A 17,409-nucleotide genomic window follows, 5' to 3' on the forward strand; every position below is an offset into this window, starting at 1 on the left:
GACAACGGGGTAGAAAGAGCTTTCAATATTTTATTTTAAAAGAATGAAAAGGTTCTGTATCTTCCAGTTCGACAAAACTGATATCTGTTACTTTCGAAAAAGGATTTCCTTCACGCAAGCTGTCCATAAATTGTTCAAGATTTTCTTTGTCACCAACGGCAACAATTTCGACCCCGCCTTCTGAAAGGTTTCTAACCCATCCAGTAATCCCAAATTGAGACGCTTTCATTTGTGCAAAATAGCGATACCCAACTCCTTGAACGCTTCCACTTACCGTAATATGCAATCGGACCAAGTGGATTCCCCCCTTTTAGTGCTTTCTATATATCTATTCTACCAATATCCTCCCATAAACTTAGCAACATTGCAATATTCAATAAGAGCAGTTATAAAAAAGACGATACAAAATTATGTACCGTCTTCATACTTGTTAAAATGCCCAATCACCCTTACGGAAGACCGGTTCTCTTGAGCCGTCTGCATTAATCCCGTCGATGTCCATTTCAGCAGAACCGATCATGAAGTCAACATGGGTGATGCTTTCGTTTAAGCCGTTCTCTGCTAGTTCTTCGCTTGACATTTTCTTCCCACCTTCAATGCAAAATGCGTAAGCACTTCCGATAGCAAGATGGTTTGAAGCATTTTCATCAAAAAGTGTATTGTAAAACAAAATATTTGATTGTGAAATTGGTGAATTATGAGGGACAAGAGCAACTTCGCCTAGATAATGAGAGCCTTCATCCGTATCTACAAGCCGCTTCAAAATCTCTTCTCCTTCTTCTGCCTTGACAGCAACAATTCTTCCATTCTCAAAAGTAACGGAGAAATTATCGATTAAATTTCCGCCGTAGCTCAATGGTTTCGTACTGGCAACTGTTCCATTTACCCCCGTTTTGTGAGGGACTGTGAACACTTCTTCAGTAGGCATATTAGCCATAAACTCGTACCCTTTTTCATTGACGCTTCCTGCTCCCACCCAAAGATGTTTTTCAGGTAGCTCGATTGTTAAATCTGTCCCCGGCGCCTTGTAATGTAGCATTTTGTAGCGCTTTGCATTTAAATAATTGACCTTTTCATGTAAGGTTTGATCATGTTTTTTCCATGCCTCAACCGGATTGTCTAGATCAACACGAGTTGCTTTGAAAATGGCATTCCACAGCTTTTGCATGCTGACTTCTGGTTCTTCATTAGGAAATACTTTTTCTGCCCATTTTTGCGATGGAGCTGCAATGACTGTCCAGCTCACCTTATCTGATTGAATATATTTTCGATATGTACTTAGCGCCTTTCCTGCTGCTTTTTGGAAGTTAGCGATTCGCTCAGGATGAACCCCTTTTAACAGATCTGGGCTTGATGAAACGATAGACATGAAGGCAGCGCCGTTTTCCGCCAAATCGATCATTTCTTTCGCACGAAATTCAGGATATTCCTGGAAAGCCTCATCCGGTGCAAGGTCATATTTAGTTCGGGAAACGATATCATCACTCCAATTGACGATCGTATTATAGGCACCTGCTTCATAGGCTTTTTTTACAACAAGACGTACAAATTCAGCTGAATCTAGAGCGGTGTTGATCACTAACGTCTGCCCTTTTTGAATATTGACGCCTACCTTGACAGCGAGTTCAGCATATTTTTCTAAATTTCTTTGAAAGTCATTCATATAGACATTCTCCTTTGTTAAATAGTCATGGCAAAGCATTTACTGGTGATAATCTTGAGATCAGTTCTATCATACCGTTTATGATGGAAAAAATAAACTATTCGGTCTAATAAGTTGCTCTTTTATATAAATAAAAAAATCGGCGAATTTCGCCGACTTATTGTCCTAAATCTACATTATGATAAACTTGTTGTACATCTTCAAGATCTTCTAATGCATCAATCATTTTTTCGAATTGGGCTTGGGCATCTTTTGGAAGAGTTACATCGTTTTGGGCAAGCATCGTTAATTCTGCTACTGTAAACTCGCTAACTCCTGCATTTTTAAAAGCTTCTTGCACAGCGTGGAACTGGTCTGGCTCCGCATAAACAATGATTGAGTCTTCCTCTTCAAGAATGTCACGTACATCGATGTCAGCTTCCATAAGTAGCTCTAACACATCATCGGCTGTTTTGCCTTCAACACCGATAACGGCTGTTTTATCAAACATATAGGATACAGAGCCGCTGACACCCATATTTCCCCCGTTTTTACCGAAAGCAGCGCGCACCTCGGATGCAGTTCGGTTTACGTTATTCGTTAAAGCATCGACAATGACCATGGAGCCGTTTGGTCCAAATCCTTCATAGCGCAGCTCATCGTAGTTCTCCTCGGAACCACCTTTTGCCTTTTCGATTGCCCGATCAATAATATGTTTTGGTACATTATACGTTTTCGCGCGTTCTAATACGAATCTTAAAGTTTGATTTGCTTCTGGGTCAGGCTCCCCTTGTTTAGCGGCAACATAAATTTCACGACCGAATTTAGCATATATGCGACTCGTATTAGCGTCTTTTGCCGCCTTTTTGTCTTTAATATTATTCCATTTACGGCCCATAATTGAACACTCACTTTCAATTCTATTTAAGATAAATGATAAGAAATGATATTTTCACAGATCATATTATACCAAACAAATGCTCAATCAGTCACATTAGAGTGGAAATATAATGGCTTCCTTTTTTGGATAAATGAAAACATCAGCCAATATAAGCAAGCGCTAGTTAAGGCGAGTAGAGATAATACGAAAAAAGTCCATTGGTACCCGATCCATACAGTTAAGGGTATTGTCATTGGAGCGATCGTTTTGCCGAGCGTGTAACGAAGGCTTGCTGCTGCAAAATATTGTCCACGCATATGCTCTGGAGAGATTCTGGAAATAAAACTTTGCTGCAAACCAGCTACCATTAACTCTCCGAAAGTGAAAATTAACATTGCCAGCAATAATCCCCAAATCCATTGTGTCTGCCCAAAGAGCAGAATGGATATGGCGTACATAACAGAAGAAAGGACAAAGACATTTCGCTCTACATATTTTGTCATCCATTTTGTGACAGAAACGGTGAAGATTGCGACCAATAAACCGTTAAAAGCAAGAACAATGCCAAAGGCCTGTTCTCCGCCTACCTTAAATGCCCAATCACCAACAGACAAGAGGGTTTGATTGTGGACAACATCTTTAATGTAGAGCGGAAAAAGCAAGTCGAGCTGCATGAAAGTTTGCGATGCTAATACTCCTGCAACCATGAAGAGCATGAAGATTTTATCTTTAAATATAATCCCGTAGTCTTTAAATTGTTTAAACAAAAAATAATGCCATCTGTCATCTAGTTGTTTTTGACGGGAAACGGCAGGTGCTGTCTCGGTTGTCCACTTCGCTAGCGTAAACGCTAAGCCCAAACAAATAATGCTGCAAATAAACAGGAGCTCTGAAAAGTAGTTCGTGTAAAAGATCGCTCCTAAAAGGGGACCAACAACGACAGCGATATTAATAGACGTGTAAAAAACGGCGAAGACATTGCTTCGATCTTTTTCGGATACTACGTCGGCTACCATCGCTTGGCTTGCTGGCCAATAGATTGAACTAAAAAAACTAACGAAGGCAAAAGCAATAAATCCAATAACGGGCGATGTCGTCAGCGCAAAAATTAAAAAGCAGATACCTTGACCAAATGCGGATAAAACCATCATTTTTTTTCGCCCAAAGCGATCAGCGCTATACCCACCTAATAGATTAGCAATGACTGAGAATGCTTGAGAAAGGACGAGCAAGAAACCGGCTGTTCCTTTCCCGAAGGCTTCTGCAAAATAGATGGTCAGGAAGGGGAAGAACATCCAGAAGGTAATATTCATCGCTGCTTCTCCAAATAGACGGATTTTTAAATTTACATCCCAATCTCTTATTCTCATGATGGTACCCTCGATTCTTAAACATAGATTAAAAACAGCCCTTTTAGGGAAAATCATACTTCTTCAATATGATACGTCTTAAAACCAATCTTTTACAAGGAAAATATAAGAAAAAAACTTGGCTGCAGTTGTTCCAAAAAAGGTAGCGAGCATGACTGTCTTTAAACGGACTGGCGATATTACGCTCTAGGCAGTTGCTTGCCAGTGACGTCTCGTCAAATCTCCTCGTCGCTAACGCAACTGCAAGGCTTGATCGAAGCAGTGATCCCCGTCAAAGGTTGCGCTTGCACGACAGAAGACGTGAATTACAAGCAAAGGAAAACGGATCTGGTCAAAGGGAAGCAGAGCATTAGAAGTGGAGGAAAGCCATCCTTTGATTCGTAACATTACTCTTCCAGCAATCAAATTCCCTCAAAAAATTAGTTTCTTAAGCTCTTTAATTTTTTACAGAAAAAAAACTTTAGACAAATTCGCTCAATCGAGTTGTTTGTCTAAAGTTTGAAAAAGTAATAAAAAATTTTTCTAGCTTAATCTTTTTTCTCCATCGCAGCCTTCAATAAATCACCAAGGCTTGTGCCAAAGTCATCCTGTTGTGAATACTTTTGCACTAACTTACGCTCTTCACGTTTTGTTACTGCTTTTTTCTTTTCTTCTGCTTTTTCTACGACGTTGCATGGACGGCATTGAAAATAAAGTCCGGCTTTTCCTTCATGCATTTCCATTTTTTTATGACAACTAGGACAACGGCGATTAGAGAGCTTCGGATCTTTTCTTTTGCGATAACGACAATCAAGGCTTGAGCAGACGAGCATTTTCCCTTCTTTTGTCGTTCTTTCCTTAAGAAATGAGCCGCACTCTGGACATTTTGAGCCAGTTAAGTTATGGGCTTTATATTTTTGATTGCTTTTCTTAATCTCTGAAATGAGCTGTTCTGTTTGTTTACGAATATTTTGTTTGAACTGTTTTGGGTTGCTTTTTCCTTTTGAGATCGCCTCAAGTTCTTTTTCCCATTTTGCTGTAAGTTCAGGGGATTTTAATTCCTCGTTTACGATATCAATCAATTGCTTTCCTTTTGCGGTCGTGAAGAAGCGGCCATTTTTTCTTTCGACTACTTCTGTTTGTATTAAGCGTTCGATAATTTCCGCCCTAGTAGCAGGTGTTCCGAGCCCATACTTCTCCATTTGCGTGAGGACATCTGCTTCAGAGTATCTTGCAGGAGGCTCTGTCAGCTTTTTCTCCAAATTTACACTTTGCACAGTAAAGCTTTGCCCTTTTGCAATCGCTCCAAGCGTTTTTATGTCAGTCGATGTTTCTTTTTGGGTAAGCTTTTTGAAACCTAGATCAATAATAACCGTTTCGTTGGCAGTAAAAGTTTCACCATTTACTTCAATAATGGCTTTTACTGATTCATATTTGTAAGGTTGATGGAATAAGGCGAGAAATCTCCTAACAATCAAGTCGTAAAGCTTTCGTTCATCATTGGAAAGATCGCTTAAGTGAGAGCGTTCTTCTGTTGGAATAATCGCATGATGATCGCTGACTTTATCATTGTTAAATACTCGTTTCGCCAGCACTTTCCCTTTATTTGCGATAAGGGGCTTAACTTCGTCCCGATAGCTGGATGCCAATCCTTGCAAGCGGTCGAGCATCGTTCCTTCCATATCCTTTGTTAAATAGCGCGAATCGGTTCTTGGATAAGTAACGAGCTTATATTGTTCATAAAGTTTTTGCAAGACAGACAGTGTCTTTTTCGCTGAGAAGCCAAAGCGGTTATGAGCATCTCTTTGAAGCTCTGTTAAGTCATAAGGCAGAGGCTGCTGCTCGCTTTTTTCCTTACGGTTGAGCGCTTGAACACTCCCTTTTTGGCCTTTAATTTTCTCGACAATACTCTGAGCCTTTTCAAGAGCGAAAATTCTTTTCTCGCCCCTTTCCTCCCAGCTTGTTTTCAATGGTCCGATTTGGCCTTCGATCGTCCAATACTCTTTCGGCTTAAAACTTTGAATTGTTTTTTCCCTTTCCAAAATGAGAGAGAGGGTAGGGGTTTGTACTCTTCCAGCGGATAGGGGCTCCTGGAATTTAGTCGTTAATGCGCGAGTGACATTCAATCCGATGAGCCAGTCCGCTTCGGCACGACAAACGGCAGATTGATAAAGTGCCTCAAATTCTTTCCCAGGCTTCAGTTTTTGGAAGCCTTCTTTAATAGAACGGTCCGTATGGGACGAGATCCACAAGCGCTTTATCGGTTTGTGCCAACGGATTTTATCCAAAATCCAACGGGCCACAAGCTCACCCTCTCGACCAGCATCGGTAGCAATGATACAATCCTTAATATCCTTGCGTTTTGCTAAATGCTCGATGGCTTTAAACTGATGACTTGTTTGTTTCATAACTTTTGTACCCATTTGTTCAGGGATAATGGGAAGATCCTCAAGATTCCAATTTTGATATTTTTTATCGTAGTGTTCAGGCATTTTTAATTCGATTAAGTGACCGAGCGCCCAAGTAACAATATATTGATTTCCTTCGATGTAACTTTTATGAGATTGTTTGCACCCAAGAACGCGGGCAATTTCCCGAGCAACGCTTGGTTTTTCAGCAAGTACTAAAGATTTCATTTGTTCACCTTTATTTCCTTTTTGATATTCCTTACTAGTATAACGGATAATAAAGAAGAATGGTAATGGGGTCGTATTAGGAGGTTCAAATGATTAAGAGATTTTTGATTGAAAAATATGGTAAGGAAGTACTGAAATTACAAAAGAAATCTTATCAGGTCGAAGCGGAGTTGATCGGCTCGAATGAAATCCCCCCATTAAAAGAAACGCTCGCACAATTAAAGCAATGTGATGAGGAGTTTATTGGCTATTTTATCGATGAGGAGCTAGTAGGGGTGTTATCATTTAAGATTGTGAAAGACGTGATTGATCTCCATCGGGTGATGGTGCATCCTGATTATTTTCGAAAAGGCATTGCCAAACAGATGGTTGATTATGTTGAAAAAAAGATGGAGTCTCACCCATTGATGATAGTCTCAACAGGTGCAAAGAATTTCCCTGCGATCAAGTTTTACTTAAAGTTAGGATTTGAGAAAAGTGGTGAAAGTGTGTTCGGTGATATTGGTGTCGTCCATTTCACGAAAAGGTTGAAAAGAGACGGGTAGCATAAACCGTCTCTTTTATCTTTTTATTGCTCTTTTATAAATACAGCAGTGCCGGTAGCAACACACATCATCATGCCGTCGCGTAATGTTTCAAAATCAAGGTCTACGCCCACGACGGCATTGGCACCGAGCCGACGAGCTTGATCTTCCATTTCGCGGATGGCAATTTCACGCCCCTCAGATAACTTATCTTCATATGCACTACTGCGTCCACCGATGACATCGGTGATGCCTGCTAAGAAATCACGAACGACATTAGCCCCCATAATGGCTTCTCCTGTGACAATTCCTAAGTAACGATCAATAACTTTTCCCTGTAATGTTGGTGTTGTAGATACCAGCATTTATTCTTCCTCCTTCGAGTGCGCGAATGGCAAACTTTTTCTTAATTGGTTATATCTATAATGATTACGTTTTGAGGATGAGGAAGTTTCGTTAAAGGGAAAAGTTTTTTTTACTCAACATCTTCTTCCTCTAAACGGTTTTTAAACGCCTCTTGAACAACGATCAATTCTTCATCACCAATCGCATCCTTTGATTTACGTTCAACTAGTGTTCCTTCAGGAAATTTTCCTGGATGTCCTTTTTGCTTTTGCTTGAATTCCTTGCCTCTAGCCATCTTCCACCCCCCTTTCTGCTCTTTAGCTTACCCTCTTTTATATGCTGAGATTCAGTAAGCTCCAATGGACAATATTCGTGTTAAATGGACTAACACTTAACTTGTCTATTAATAGTTTTTATTGGTAATTTAAAATCAAATAATTGAAAGTTAAGGTGATGATTTGTGGTGAATGTTCGGATAGAGCAGTTAAAATCAATTGAAAAGAATGCGGGTGAACTTTCGGAGCTCTTAGTACAGGTAGTGAATGAAGGTGCTTCAATGGGTTTTTTGCCCCCGATGAAACTTTCTGATGCAAACAAATATTGGAGGCATGTTTTGGAGCAAAATGTCGTTTTATTTGTAGCCAAAATAAAGAATCAAATTGCAGGAAGCATCCAGCTGCATTTATGTACGAAGCCTAATGGGATGCACAGAGCTGAAATTGCGAAGCTTATGACTGCCCCTCATTACCGCAGAAATGGAGTAGCAAGAGCACTGATGAGAGCGGCTGAAAAGCGAGCGAGTGAGGAAGGGAGAACACTATTAGTCCTCGACACAAGAGAAGGAGATCCTTCTAATCGTTTATATACCTCTCTTGCTTATATTCAAGCTGGTAAAATTCCTTATTATGCAAAATCGGCAAATGGTCAACTTGATTCCACGATTATTTATTATAAATCTTTACATCCCGATAACTTTAAATAAAATGATTCTTTTTTCCTACCACTATTGCTTATTTTTTATCGCCTGTAAGGTTAATTTTGAAAAATTGTCGTGAAAACTAAAAATCTTGCAGTTCTTGTCGAAATAAATGATAGGATAGAAACAATAGTATGGACAAAGTTAAAAATGATAGATAGCCATTACCCTTCAGGCTGATTAATAACGTTTGTCACATCATGAAAGCGAAGCCTTGGGAGGAGCGAAGTTACCATAGTAGGTAACGGGCAGAGGACAGGGCGAAGCCATGAAGAAAACGAGCGTTTGCGGGCAGTCTTTAGGATAGAAACTATCTTTCTTTTACTGGAAAACCTTGAAATATTAAGCATAGTCAAATAGTTGCATAAGGGATAGGTGGATCAATAATGGATAAAACGTCGTTAATTGGGTTAATTATTGCAGTTTTTGGTGTTGGAGTAGGAATGGTTTTAAAAGGTGTAGGGGTAGGCGTATTAGTAAACCCTGCAGCCATATTAATCATTATTTTAGGAACGATTGGTACTGTGACAATTGCCTTTCCTACATCAGAGATTAAAAAGGTACCAAAATTATTCGGTATTATTTTTACAGAAAAAAAGTTAATGGATCCTGTCAAATTAATCGGAATGTTTTCTGAGTGGGCACAGTTGGCTCGTAAAGAAGGGCTTCTTGCATTAGAAGCGAAAACGACTGAGGTTGATGATGAATTTTTGAAAAATGGCCTTTCTTTAGCCGTTGATGGTCAAAGTGCCGATTACATACGTGATGTTCTAACGGAAGAAATTGAGGCGATGGAGGAAAGACATCATCAGGGCGCTCTCATCTTTACGCAAGCGGGAACCTATGCTCCAACATTAGGGGTATTAGGGGCTGTTGTCGGACTAATTGCTGCATTACAGGATATGAGTGATATTGATGCACTAGGTCATGCGATTAGTGCTGCCTTCGTTGCCACTTTGCTAGGGATTTTCACAGGTTATGCTCTTTGGCATCCTTTTGCGAATAAATTAAAGAGAAAATCTAAGAAAGAAGCTAAATTAAAGTATATGATGATTGAAGGTGTACTATCGATCTTAGAGGGAGAGGCACCGAGAGTAATTGAGCAGAAATTAGCTTCATACTTACCAGTCAGTGAAAGGAAGAATTTCCTAGAGGAAAGCGGTGAGAAGAGCGGTGAGTAAACGAAGAAAAAAGGAACAGCATGATGAACATGTAGATGAATCATGGCTGATCCCGTATGCAGATATTTTAACGTTACTATTAGCATTGTTTATCGTCTTATTTTCCATGAGTACGATAGATGCACAAAAATTGGAACAACTCTCACAAGCTTTTAATCAAGCTTTTACCGGTGGAACGAGTATTTTGGAATATCCAAATCCAATGCCTGAAGAGGATGCAAAGGCATTAGACGATATTGAAGCAGAACAGAATAAAGAAAGTGCAGCGGCCAGAATTGAGCAATTGGAATTAGAAAATATTCAGAAGAAAGTAAATGCCTATATTAATGAGAATAATCTCACGGATAAGCTCGAAACTTCCTTAACAGATGAAGGACTATTGTTAACGATACGCGATAATGTTTTATTCGCATCTGGAAGTGCAGAAGTACGACAAGAAGATATTCATACAGCAAATGAAATTTCTGAGCTCCTAGTTATGAGTCCGCCACGAAATATCATTATTAGCGGACACACAGATAATGTCCCAATTAGTAATCCTCGCTTTGAATCCAATTGGGAATTAAGTGTCATGCGAGCAATTAATTTTATGAAGATTGTTTTGAAAAATGAAAAGCTTGACCCGGCATGGTTTAGTGCGAAAGGCTTCGGTGAATTTCAACCGATAGCAAGCAATGATACGAGTGAAGGAAGAGCAAAAAATCGCCGCGTTGAAGTACTTATTTTACCAATAACATCTGAATAAATGCAAAATAAAAAGTAGTGCTGACCTAATTGGTTTGCACTACTTTTTTGTTGTCGGTGCTTTAATGAGTGTATCTACCTATATCATGTCTAGATCGATAAATGTCCTGTTTTGACCGATATTTTTGTATAAAGACCGAAATATTTCGATTTAGACCGATAAAATGAAATAAAGACCGATATCCAGAAAAGAGCTTCATTTAACTGGTTCTGATCGAAACATAATTAAGGTGCTTTGTTAGTTGCTGGTGAGGATTTCCCACTTTTCGTGTGACAGCTTTGTTTGCACAAAATGCGCGAATCAAAAATTCCTTTAATCTTTAGTTGGCTTGCACATCCGATCGAGTAATATACCTAGCCCGACCATGGAGGCAATCGGGATCGTGAAGTTCAAAATATGAAAAAAAGTCACTTTAATACCACCTTTCACGTATTTTAAAAGGTTATTACTATTATTATAGTATTATTTAGATAATTCAGACATAATGTTTTGAAAATTTTGTAAAATTGATTCGTTTGACCTAAACAAAACTTTTTTATTCATTTGACATATTTGGCCAAGTAATGAAATAAAATGTAAAAAGTAAGATATTTGAAGGATGTGGACGAAATAAAGAGAAAAACGTTCTTTAAAACGAAAAAATGACAAAATTTCCATATTTCAAAAACATTATAAAAAGATTAAAATTATATTAAATTCTTAATAAAGAACGTTTGGTGATTTTGAAAGAACAATTGAGAGGATGTTGCCGTTGTATCGAAAAAATTGTGAAAAGTGTCATAAACCTTCTTTTAGTAGCAGTGAGTTCGGGACTTGGTTATGTCCTGAATGTGGGAATGATTTGACGGCACATCCGTTCTTTGATCCGGTGACGTTCGAGCCTATTTACATAAAAAAATTGCCGGTATCGCTGATGAGTGAAAACAAGTCCGAAATAAAAAAGACGAACTAGGTCATCCTTTTAAAGGATGAAAACTATAACGAAAGATTTCAAATTGTCAATGCCTTTCCTTTGAGAATTACGAGAATGAGGTTAAGACTTTCGACAATAACTGCGAAATAATGAATTTTCTACTCTATATTCATATAGTAGCTGAAATGATTATGTTGCTAGATGCCGAAAATTGTTTGAAAATAATATGTAAAAAATTTTAAGTATTGACAAATAGTTACACTTTTATTGTTTGAAAGGCTGTAGACTAGAAATGGGATAACTTTCAGAAAAAATAAAGGACGCAAGAAAAGGGCAAACCTATTGAAAGATAGGGACGCAAAGTCTCAGGTCTAAGGTAGAGGTACTATGACGGCTGGACTGCTGAAATTCGTGCCGGATTTTAGGGGGAAAAATGGTGATAGAAATGAAAGGAAGAATTGAAGGTTTGGATATGGAATGGTTGGAGCTAATTAAAGAGGCGAAGAAACTAGGAATTAAGAAAGAAGAAATCCGTGAGTTTCTAGCTAAAAATACGGTTAAGCAATAAGTTTTTTGCGTTGCTACTTTTTAAACTATTAATCATTTACATGCATCATTTCTGACTTCATTTTAGACTAACATTTTAGACCATCACCGCTTTGGTTACCTAACATAAAAATTGAAAACCTGTTCTCTTAATAGAACAGGTTTCAAAACGTAGACAAAGTCAAAGATGATAGATAGCAGTTTCCCTTCAGATTGAGTGAAAACGTTTGGCTTTCGCGGAGTGAAGCCTTGGGAGAGCGGAGTTACCATAGTAGGTAATGCGCATCGAACAAGGTGAAGCAACAAAGAAAGCAAGCGTTTGCGGGCAGTCTGCCGGTTTAGTTTGTATTTAGGTTTAACATCAATTTTTTGCTGTTATTTGCTTTGGTTGGCTCTCCACTTATTAAACTCCAGATACTCTCGAAATTGTTCTTTAGAGATACCAGAGTCCATTGCTTCTTTTACGATCTTAATCCATTCTGAATCAAGCTCTTCATCATTTAAGTGTTCATGGATTAGGTAATCAACTGGAACGTGGAGAACGCCAGCAATTTTTTCAAGAAATTGAATGGACGGATTGTTTTGTAGATTTCTTTCTAAAGAACTTAAATAAGATTTTGCCACTCCAGCTTGCTCAGCAAGTTCTGAAAGAGACATCTTCTTTTCAAGTCTAAGCTTTTTTACACGATCACCAATCATGAATCACACATCCTATCAAAATGTATAATTTAATAATAGCAAATATTCAAAAGTAGTTCCATATTTAGAACAAAAAGTTCTTTCGGTTTTTTCAGCTATCCATAGTAAGTAAATAATATTTATTTACATAGTAGAATATTCATTCAATTGTGACAATACTCAATAAGACACATTTTAAATAATTCGATTGACCATTTGGCTCATTTCCGTGTGCAAGCAGTAAATTGCACGGAAATGAGCCAAAAATCGTATGATGAACATAATGGTAATGAGTCGATTTCCCAGTGTACAAAGTTATAGTAAAAGCCGAATATTGGCAAATAAAAACTTTAAAAAATATGAAAAGGTGATTGTAATAGAAAATTATTTTGATTGTTACATGAAAAGTATTACAATGATGAAAGGTATATCTGTACTTGTATGAAGGAGGACTAGCGATGATTGTTTTAAAATCACAAAGAGAAATAGAAATGATGAAAAAAGCTGGAGAAGTGTTGGCTTCTGTTCATAAAGAAATTGCTAAGATGATTAAACCAGGGGTGACTACTTGGGAAATAGAAGAGTTTGTCGATTCCTATTTGGCACAAAAGGGAGCAACTGCTGAACAAAAGGGTTATAAAGGTTATGAGTATGCAACATGTGCAAGTATAAATGATGAAATTTGCCATGGGTTTCCAAGGAAAGAACCTTTAAAAAATGGCGATATTGTGACAATTGATATGGTGGTTAATTTAAATGGGGCATTGGCGGATTCGGCATGGACGTACGCAGTTGGTGAGGTGTCTGACAAGACAAAGAAGCTTTTACAAGTAACGAGGGAAGCACTATATAAAGGAATTGAACAAGCGCAGGTTGGCAATCGTATTGGTGATATTGGTCATGCCATCCAGACTTATGTGGAGGCTGAAGGGTTTTCCGTTGTGCGTGATTTTATCGGGCATGGTATTGGTTCCGTTATTCATGAAAAACCTGATGTGCCTCATTTCGGTCTTCCTGGAAAAGGACCTCGTATTAAAGAAGGTATGGTCTTTACAATCGAACCGATGGTTAACATTGGACAGTATGAAATGAAGATGGACGATAATGGCTGGACTGCCCGTACGATTGATGGAGAATATTCTGCTCAATATGAGCACACGATCGCTATTACGAAAGAGGGTCCGATTATTTTAACCAATCAGGAAGATGCGTAAGGAGAAGTGAGTATTTTTTTCTGAGTTCTAAGCACCTAGATTCACGAATTTAAAATAGAGCCGGCAAATAAGGTTGTATAAGGGAGAAGTGTCATGAGACTAATTAGTATTGATGAGTATAATCCAAAGCTAATGCAACTTGCGAGGCCGATTTTTGATAAGCATAGACGTGTGTTACTAGGTGCTGGAAGAACGATACATCCTTCCTATCTAGAAAAGCTCGGCGCCCTTGATATTCGCTATTTATTTGTTGAGGACGCCATTTCCTTTGGGATTACGATGGAAGAAATGGTTGATACACCGACTTGGATGGAAGCGATTGATGCATTGAAAAATACTTATCGAGCTGTTGAGGAGAATCAAGAGTTCCCGATCCGTGAGATTCAAAGGCAAGTGGTTACGCTCGTTGATGAGGTAGCGAAACGGAAAGCGATTTTTCTTGTCCCAACATCGTCGCTAACAGAGGATTTAAGGGAGTATGCCCATGCCGTCAATGTCGCTCTTATTTCTCTACAATTAGCGAAAAAGCTAGGAATTTCTCAGAAGCAATTAAAAGAATTGGCACTGGGCTGTCTCCTTCACGATATCGGAAAGGCAATTAAGGAAGAAACACAGCACCATGCGAGAAGTGGTTTTGAGTATTTACGAAAAATAAGAGAAGTTAGTCTTTTATCAGCCCATGTCGCATATCAGCACCACGAAGCAATTGATGGAAGTGGAAAGCCGAGGGGATTAGAAGAGAAAGAAATTCATGAACTTGCTCAAATTTGTGCGCTTGGAAATGTTTATGATCATGCGATATCAAGAGATGGACTTCCACCTCATGAAGCAATGGAATATATTATGACAAAAAGTGACACATGGTTTACGGCCGAGCTTATTAGTTTATTTGTCCAACAAGTACCAAGTTATATTCCTGGAACGAAAGTCAGACTCAATAACGGTCGTACAGCAATTGTGACGAAGATTCTTAGAAATTTACAAAGGCCGTACATACGCTATTTAGATAGTGAAGAGGAAGTTTCATTAGGAGACTGCCATACGCTTCTCATAGCAGAAGTGCTAAATGGCTGAGCGCAATAAAGAAGAGGCCCCCAAATGATGATCACAGTTCATGGGGAGCCTCTTTTTTATTATTTAGAATTTATAAAACGTAAATAACTCTAAATCAATTTGCCATTGTCTAGATCCGGCATTTTAGAACGTATCAAATTTTCCCTTCCGTCCGTACGATAAGTCAACATTGGTCCCTTATCAATCGCCGAGTTTCCTATAACTTTATATCAATAGTCCAATTTGTACGGGGCTGAGCAAAGCGCCTGCGCTTTTGATCTTACCAACATTGATTTCATCATGTCTACCGCTAATCAATATATTACGATCGAAACGGTTTTAACTCGAAGTGTTATTCACTATGTAAAAAAGCGGTCATTGCTTTCTTAAATTTCCAAGTTCTTCTGCGAGAGCTTGCATTTCGTTGGGGCTAAAGGAATTTTTTTTCATGACAAGCTCATAAATTTCTTTTAATTCTTCATACATATTCTCATCGAAATGGGATGGTTTAATGGCCCCAAGGTTTAAAACTTTGAGCTTTTCTTTAATTTTTTCAATCATATACTCCACATTTTCTACCGATGCTGTTGTTAAATTCATACTTTTTCCACCTTTCGTTTAAGTTAGACTTCGCTTCTTCCAAGGTAAAATCAATTCTACTATTTACATATTCTTCATTGTTTTGTCCCATTCATAAACAGATAAATTTTTGCAATTTCGCATTTGTAACATCCTTTAGTGAATATTATCATCTTTCCATAGTTTATAACAGGTATTCCACGGATTTTTATGAAATCATAACAAACAGTTGCATGTTTGAGGTCAAATCGAAGAAAATGGTAGATGGGAGGTATGCTATATATGGTAAAAGTTTTGTTCGTCTGTCTCGGGAATATTTGTCGTTCTCCGATGGCTGAGGCGATGTTTCGAGATGCTGTGAAGCGGGAAGGTTTAGAAGGGGAAATTATGGTTGATTCAGCGGGGACTGGAGACTGGCATATTGGACAACCACCCCATCAAGGAACAGCCAATATATTAAAGACAAATAGCATTGATTTTGCAGGAATTAAAGCTAGACAAATCCAGCCAAAAGATTTGCAGGAATTTGATTATATTATTGCGATGGATAGCGATAATAAGAAAAATATTACTAAACTGCAATCGGATTTTTCAAAAGCAAATGTTGAAGTTCTACTGGATTATGTTCCGCATATAAAAGATAAGAATGTTCCTGATCCTTATTATACGGGAAATTTCCAAGAAGTATTTGATTTACTGAAGCAGGGTTGTGAAAAACTATTAAAACATATTAAACAAGAACATGCTTTACAGTAACTGAGCATTTTGCTTAATCATGCTCGATGAGCAATCTTCAAGTAGAGTTCAGCATAAAATTTACAGTCATAAGTGATGTAAAAGGCAGTGATTGGGATAGAAAGGAAGGGCATAAAAATGGGGAGTACAGATAAATTTTGGAAAGGTATTCTACTCGGAGCAATAGCTGGTGGAGCGATTAGTTTGCTCGATCGGGAAACGAGAAATGCGGTAGCAGCAAGCTGTAAATCGGGGGCTAAAAACGTTGCCCACTTTATTACGCATCCAAATGAAACAGCAGAAAAACTAATAAATACAACAGCGCAGCTGCGATCTACAGTTGAACAAGTAAGTGAGGACGTATCTTTTATTGCGGAAAAGGTCGAAGAGCTTAGAGAAGTAACGCCGACAGTAGTTGGAATTGTCCATGATACGAAAGAAGCTTTTATTAAAGATCATGATGAGGAAGATGTTTAACAAGGTAAGGTAGGGGTGGGGTAATGGCATTGTTAAATGTTAGAGGATTAATGTTGCTGTGGAAGAGAATCGGCGAAGATGATGTAATGGGCTTAGCAGCTCAACTGGCTTATTTTTTTCTGTTATCGTTATTTCCACTCCTTATTTTCTTAGTGACACTCTTACCTTATTTACCGATTACACAAGACGAAATGCTTAGCGTTGTAGCTGATTTTGCCCCAGGAGAAACAATGACTTTCATCGAGACGAATTTAAATGAAATTATGAATCAACAAAATCGAACGCTCCTTTCTTTCGGGATTATTGCGACGATGTGGTCTGCTTCGAATGGAATTAATGCTATTATTCGTGCATTAAATAAAGCTTACGATGTTAAGGAGAACCGCTCCTTTGTAGTAGCAAGGGGAATGGCGATTATTTTTACGGTTGCGATGATATTCGTGTTCATTATCGCGCTCTTACTTCCGGTTTTCGGTAAACAAATTGGGATGTTTTTATTTGCAAAGCTTGGATTCTCAAGCCATTTTTTAAGTTTTTGGCATATGTTAAGGTGGATTTTAAGCTTTTTGATTATATTTATCGTCTTTTTAGTGCTCTATTGGCTTGCTCCAAACAAAAGATTTCAGTGTATTGATGCGGTTCCAGGGGCGATTTTTGCAACTGTAAGCTGGTTAATTGTTTCTTGGGGTTTTTCCTTTTACGTAAGCAATTTCGGAAATTACTCAGCCACATATGGGAGCATCGGTGCAGTTATCGTGTTATTGATTTGGTTTTATTTAACGGGCATTATTATTATTCTTGGCGGAGAAGTGAATGCATTGAATCAATTTTTAAAGGATGAAACATGCTGAAACGCCAGTAGTTACAAAATAAGAGCAATGCTTGCAATGAGCGAGACAGAGACGGGGATATACGCAAAACGCATGAAATCAAGGT

19 protein-coding genes and 1 riboswitch are annotated in these 17,409 nt (G+C 38.4%); of the genes, 10 read left to right on the forward strand and 9 right to left on the reverse strand.

Features of this window, described 5'->3' with window-relative positions:
• Positions 1-22: 22 nt before the first annotated feature.
• The 5 genes from PZE06_RS15880 to PZE06_RS15900 all read right to left on the reverse strand — a co-directional run bounded on the left by PZE06_RS15880 (position 23) and on the right by PZE06_RS15900 (position 6,507).
• The gene (locus tag PZE06_RS15880) at positions 23-295 is read right to left on the reverse strand and encodes an acylphosphatase (RefSeq protein WP_150948457.1); all 273 of its coding nucleotides are present in this window, start codon (positions 293-295) and stop codon (positions 23-25) included.
• A gap of 135 nt (positions 296-430) precedes the next feature.
• Positions 431-1,663, reverse strand: a complete 1,233-nt coding sequence (locus tag PZE06_RS15885) for an aminopeptidase (protein WP_150948460.1) — start codon at positions 1,661-1,663, stop codon at positions 431-433.
• 157 nt (positions 1,664-1,820) lie between these two features.
• Positions 1,821-2,540, reverse strand: a complete 720-nt coding sequence (locus PZE06_RS15890) for a YebC/PmpR family DNA-binding transcriptional regulator (RefSeq protein ID WP_150948463.1) — start codon at positions 2,538-2,540, stop codon at positions 1,821-1,823.
• Between the two features lie 83 nt (positions 2,541-2,623).
• Positions 2,624-3,892, reverse strand: a complete 1,269-nt coding sequence (locus PZE06_RS15895; RefSeq protein ID WP_150948466.1) for an MDR family MFS transporter — start codon at positions 3,890-3,892, stop codon at positions 2,624-2,626.
• A gap of 527 nt (positions 3,893-4,419) precedes the next feature.
• Positions 4,420-6,507 carry a DNA topoisomerase III gene (locus PZE06_RS15900; protein ID WP_150948469.1) on the reverse strand — a complete coding sequence of 696 codons (2,088 nt, stop codon included), beginning with the start codon at positions 6,505-6,507 and terminating at the stop codon, positions 4,420-4,422.
• Between the two features lie 89 nt (positions 6,508-6,596).
• On the opposite strand from PZE06_RS15900, the gene PZE06_RS15905 reads away from it, so the two are divergent.
• Positions 6,597-7,052 carry a GNAT family N-acetyltransferase gene (locus PZE06_RS15905; protein ID WP_150948471.1) on the forward strand — a complete coding sequence of 152 codons (456 nt, stop codon included), beginning with the start codon at positions 6,597-6,599 and terminating at the stop codon, positions 7,050-7,052.
• A 23-nt stretch (positions 7,053-7,075) separates the two neighbouring features.
• Here the strand turns inward: PZE06_RS15905 and PZE06_RS15910 are convergent, their stop codons facing one another.
• Positions 7,076-7,396, reverse strand: a complete 321-nt coding sequence (locus PZE06_RS15910) for a YbjQ family protein (protein WP_095314531.1) — start codon at positions 7,394-7,396, stop codon at positions 7,076-7,078.
• Between the two features lie 110 nt (positions 7,397-7,506).
• Positions 7,507-7,671: a hypothetical protein gene (locus tag PZE06_RS15915; protein WP_191963250.1), complete on the reverse strand. Its 165-nt coding sequence runs from the start codon at positions 7,669-7,671 to the stop codon at positions 7,507-7,509.
• 165 nt (positions 7,672-7,836) lie between these two features.
• Between PZE06_RS15915 and PZE06_RS15920 the strand changes: the two genes are divergently transcribed.
• The 4 genes from PZE06_RS15920 to PZE06_RS15935 all read left to right on the forward strand — a co-directional run bounded on the left by PZE06_RS15920 (position 7,837) and on the right by PZE06_RS15935 (position 11,759).
• Positions 7,837-8,358, forward strand: a complete 522-nt coding sequence (locus tag PZE06_RS15920) for a GNAT family N-acetyltransferase (protein ID WP_150948475.1) — start codon at positions 7,837-7,839, stop codon at positions 8,356-8,358.
• Between the two features lie 380 nt (positions 8,359-8,738).
• On the forward strand, positions 8,739-9,533 hold the full coding sequence (gene motA, locus PZE06_RS15925) for a flagellar motor stator protein MotA (RefSeq protein WP_150948478.1): 795 nt from the start codon (positions 8,739-8,741) through the stop codon (positions 9,531-9,533).
• A complete protein-coding gene (gene motB / locus PZE06_RS15930; RefSeq protein ID WP_150948481.1) occupies positions 9,526-10,278 on the forward strand; it encodes a flagellar motor protein MotB in 753 nt (250 codons plus the stop codon). Before motA ends, motB begins: the two co-directional genes overlap by 8 nt.
• Positions 10,279-11,513: 1,235 nt before the next feature.
• A riboswitch (cyclic di-GMP riboswitch) is annotated at positions 11,514-11,598 on the forward strand.
• A 26-nt stretch (positions 11,599-11,624) separates the two neighbouring features.
• Positions 11,625-11,759, forward strand: a complete 135-nt coding sequence (locus PZE06_RS15935; protein WP_095314534.1) for an anti-repressor SinI family protein — start codon at positions 11,625-11,627, stop codon at positions 11,757-11,759.
• Positions 11,760-12,112: 353 nt separating this feature from the next.
• On the opposite strand, the gene PZE06_RS15940 is transcribed toward PZE06_RS15935, so the two are convergent.
• A complete protein-coding gene (locus PZE06_RS15940) occupies positions 12,113-12,436 on the reverse strand; it encodes a helix-turn-helix domain-containing protein (protein ID WP_150948484.1) in 324 nt (107 codons plus the stop codon).
• 437 nt (positions 12,437-12,873) lie between these two features.
• Between PZE06_RS15940 and map the strand changes: the two genes are divergently transcribed.
• Complete coding sequence (gene map / locus PZE06_RS15945; protein WP_150948488.1) at positions 12,874-13,629, forward strand: type I methionyl aminopeptidase; 756 nt, start codon at positions 12,874-12,876, stop codon at positions 13,627-13,629.
• 93 nt (positions 13,630-13,722) lie between these two features.
• Positions 13,723-14,703, forward strand: coding sequence for an HD-GYP domain-containing protein (locus tag PZE06_RS15950; RefSeq protein WP_095314537.1), 981 nt, complete (start codon positions 13,723-13,725; stop codon positions 14,701-14,703).
• A gap of 354 nt (positions 14,704-15,057) precedes the next feature.
• Here the strand turns inward: PZE06_RS15950 and PZE06_RS15955 are convergent, their stop codons facing one another.
• Complete coding sequence (locus tag PZE06_RS15955) at positions 15,058-15,282, reverse strand: DUF1128 domain-containing protein (protein ID WP_095314538.1); 225 nt, start codon at positions 15,280-15,282, stop codon at positions 15,058-15,060.
• Positions 15,283-15,543: 261 nt separating this feature from the next.
• Between PZE06_RS15955 and PZE06_RS15960 the strand changes: the two genes are divergently transcribed.
• From PZE06_RS15960 to PZE06_RS15970, 3 genes are all read left to right on the forward strand, one after another.
• Positions 15,544-16,017: a low molecular weight protein-tyrosine-phosphatase gene (locus PZE06_RS15960; RefSeq protein ID WP_095314539.1), complete on the forward strand. Its 474-nt coding sequence runs from the start codon at positions 15,544-15,546 to the stop codon at positions 16,015-16,017.
• Positions 16,018-16,134: 117 nt separating this feature from the next.
• Positions 16,135-16,473, forward strand: coding sequence for a YtxH domain-containing protein (locus PZE06_RS15965; protein WP_095314540.1), 339 nt, complete (start codon positions 16,135-16,137; stop codon positions 16,471-16,473).
• A 23-nt stretch (positions 16,474-16,496) separates the two neighbouring features.
• Positions 16,497-17,324, forward strand: a complete 828-nt coding sequence (locus PZE06_RS15970; RefSeq protein WP_150948491.1) for a YihY/virulence factor BrkB family protein — start codon at positions 16,497-16,499, stop codon at positions 17,322-17,324.
• The last annotated feature ends 85 nt before the right edge of the window (positions 17,325-17,409 follow it).

The sequence above is a fragment of the Robertmurraya sp. DFI.2.37 genome (genome assembly GCF_029211245.1).
In the GTDB taxonomy this organism is placed as follows: domain Bacteria; phylum Bacillota; class Bacilli; order Bacillales; family Cytobacillaceae; genus Robertmurraya; species Robertmurraya methanolica_A.

Excerpts from the sequence above, each read along its gene's own strand:
- PZE06_RS15885 (WP_150948460.1), bottom strand. The coding sequence starts at position 1,663 with ATGAATGACTTTCAAAGAAATTTAGAAAAATATGCTGAACTCGCTGTC.
- PZE06_RS15890 (WP_150948463.1), bottom strand. The coding sequence starts at position 2,540 with ATGGGCCGTAAATGGAATAATATTAAAGACAAAAAGGCGGCAAAAGAC.
- PZE06_RS15895 (WP_150948466.1), bottom strand. The coding sequence starts at position 3,892 with ATGAGAATAAGAGATTGGGATGTAAATTTAAAAATCCGTCTATTTGGA.
- PZE06_RS15900 (WP_150948469.1), bottom strand. The coding sequence starts at position 6,507 with ATGAAATCTTTAGTACTTGCTGAAAAACCAAGCGTTGCTCGGGAAATT.
- PZE06_RS15905 (WP_150948471.1), top strand. The coding sequence starts at position 6,597 with ATGATTAAGAGATTTTTGATTGAAAAATATGGTAAGGAAGTACTGAAA.
- PZE06_RS15910 (WP_095314531.1), bottom strand. The coding sequence starts at position 7,396 with ATGCTGGTATCTACAACACCAACATTACAGGGAAAAGTTATTGATCGT.
- PZE06_RS15915 (WP_191963250.1), bottom strand. The coding sequence starts at position 7,671 with ATGGCTAGAGGCAAGGAATTCAAGCAAAAGCAAAAAGGACATCCAGGA.
- motA (WP_150948478.1), top strand. The coding sequence starts at position 8,739 with ATGGATAAAACGTCGTTAATTGGGTTAATTATTGCAGTTTTTGGTGTT.
- PZE06_RS15935 (WP_095314534.1), top strand. The coding sequence starts at position 11,625 with ATGGTGATAGAAATGAAAGGAAGAATTGAAGGTTTGGATATGGAATGG.
- PZE06_RS15940 (WP_150948484.1), bottom strand. The coding sequence starts at position 12,436 with ATGATTGGTGATCGTGTAAAAAAGCTTAGACTTGAAAAGAAGATGTCT.
- map (WP_150948488.1), top strand. The coding sequence starts at position 12,874 with ATGATTGTTTTAAAATCACAAAGAGAAATAGAAATGATGAAAAAAGCT.
- PZE06_RS15950 (WP_095314537.1), top strand. The coding sequence starts at position 13,723 with ATGAGACTAATTAGTATTGATGAGTATAATCCAAAGCTAATGCAACTT.
- PZE06_RS15955 (WP_095314538.1), bottom strand. The coding sequence starts at position 15,282 with ATGAATTTAACAACAGCATCGGTAGAAAATGTGGAGTATATGATTGAA.
- PZE06_RS15960 (WP_095314539.1), top strand. The coding sequence starts at position 15,544 with ATGGTAAAAGTTTTGTTCGTCTGTCTCGGGAATATTTGTCGTTCTCCG.
- PZE06_RS15965 (WP_095314540.1), top strand. The coding sequence starts at position 16,135 with ATGGGGAGTACAGATAAATTTTGGAAAGGTATTCTACTCGGAGCAATA.
- PZE06_RS15970 (WP_150948491.1), top strand. The coding sequence starts at position 16,497 with ATGGCATTGTTAAATGTTAGAGGATTAATGTTGCTGTGGAAGAGAATC.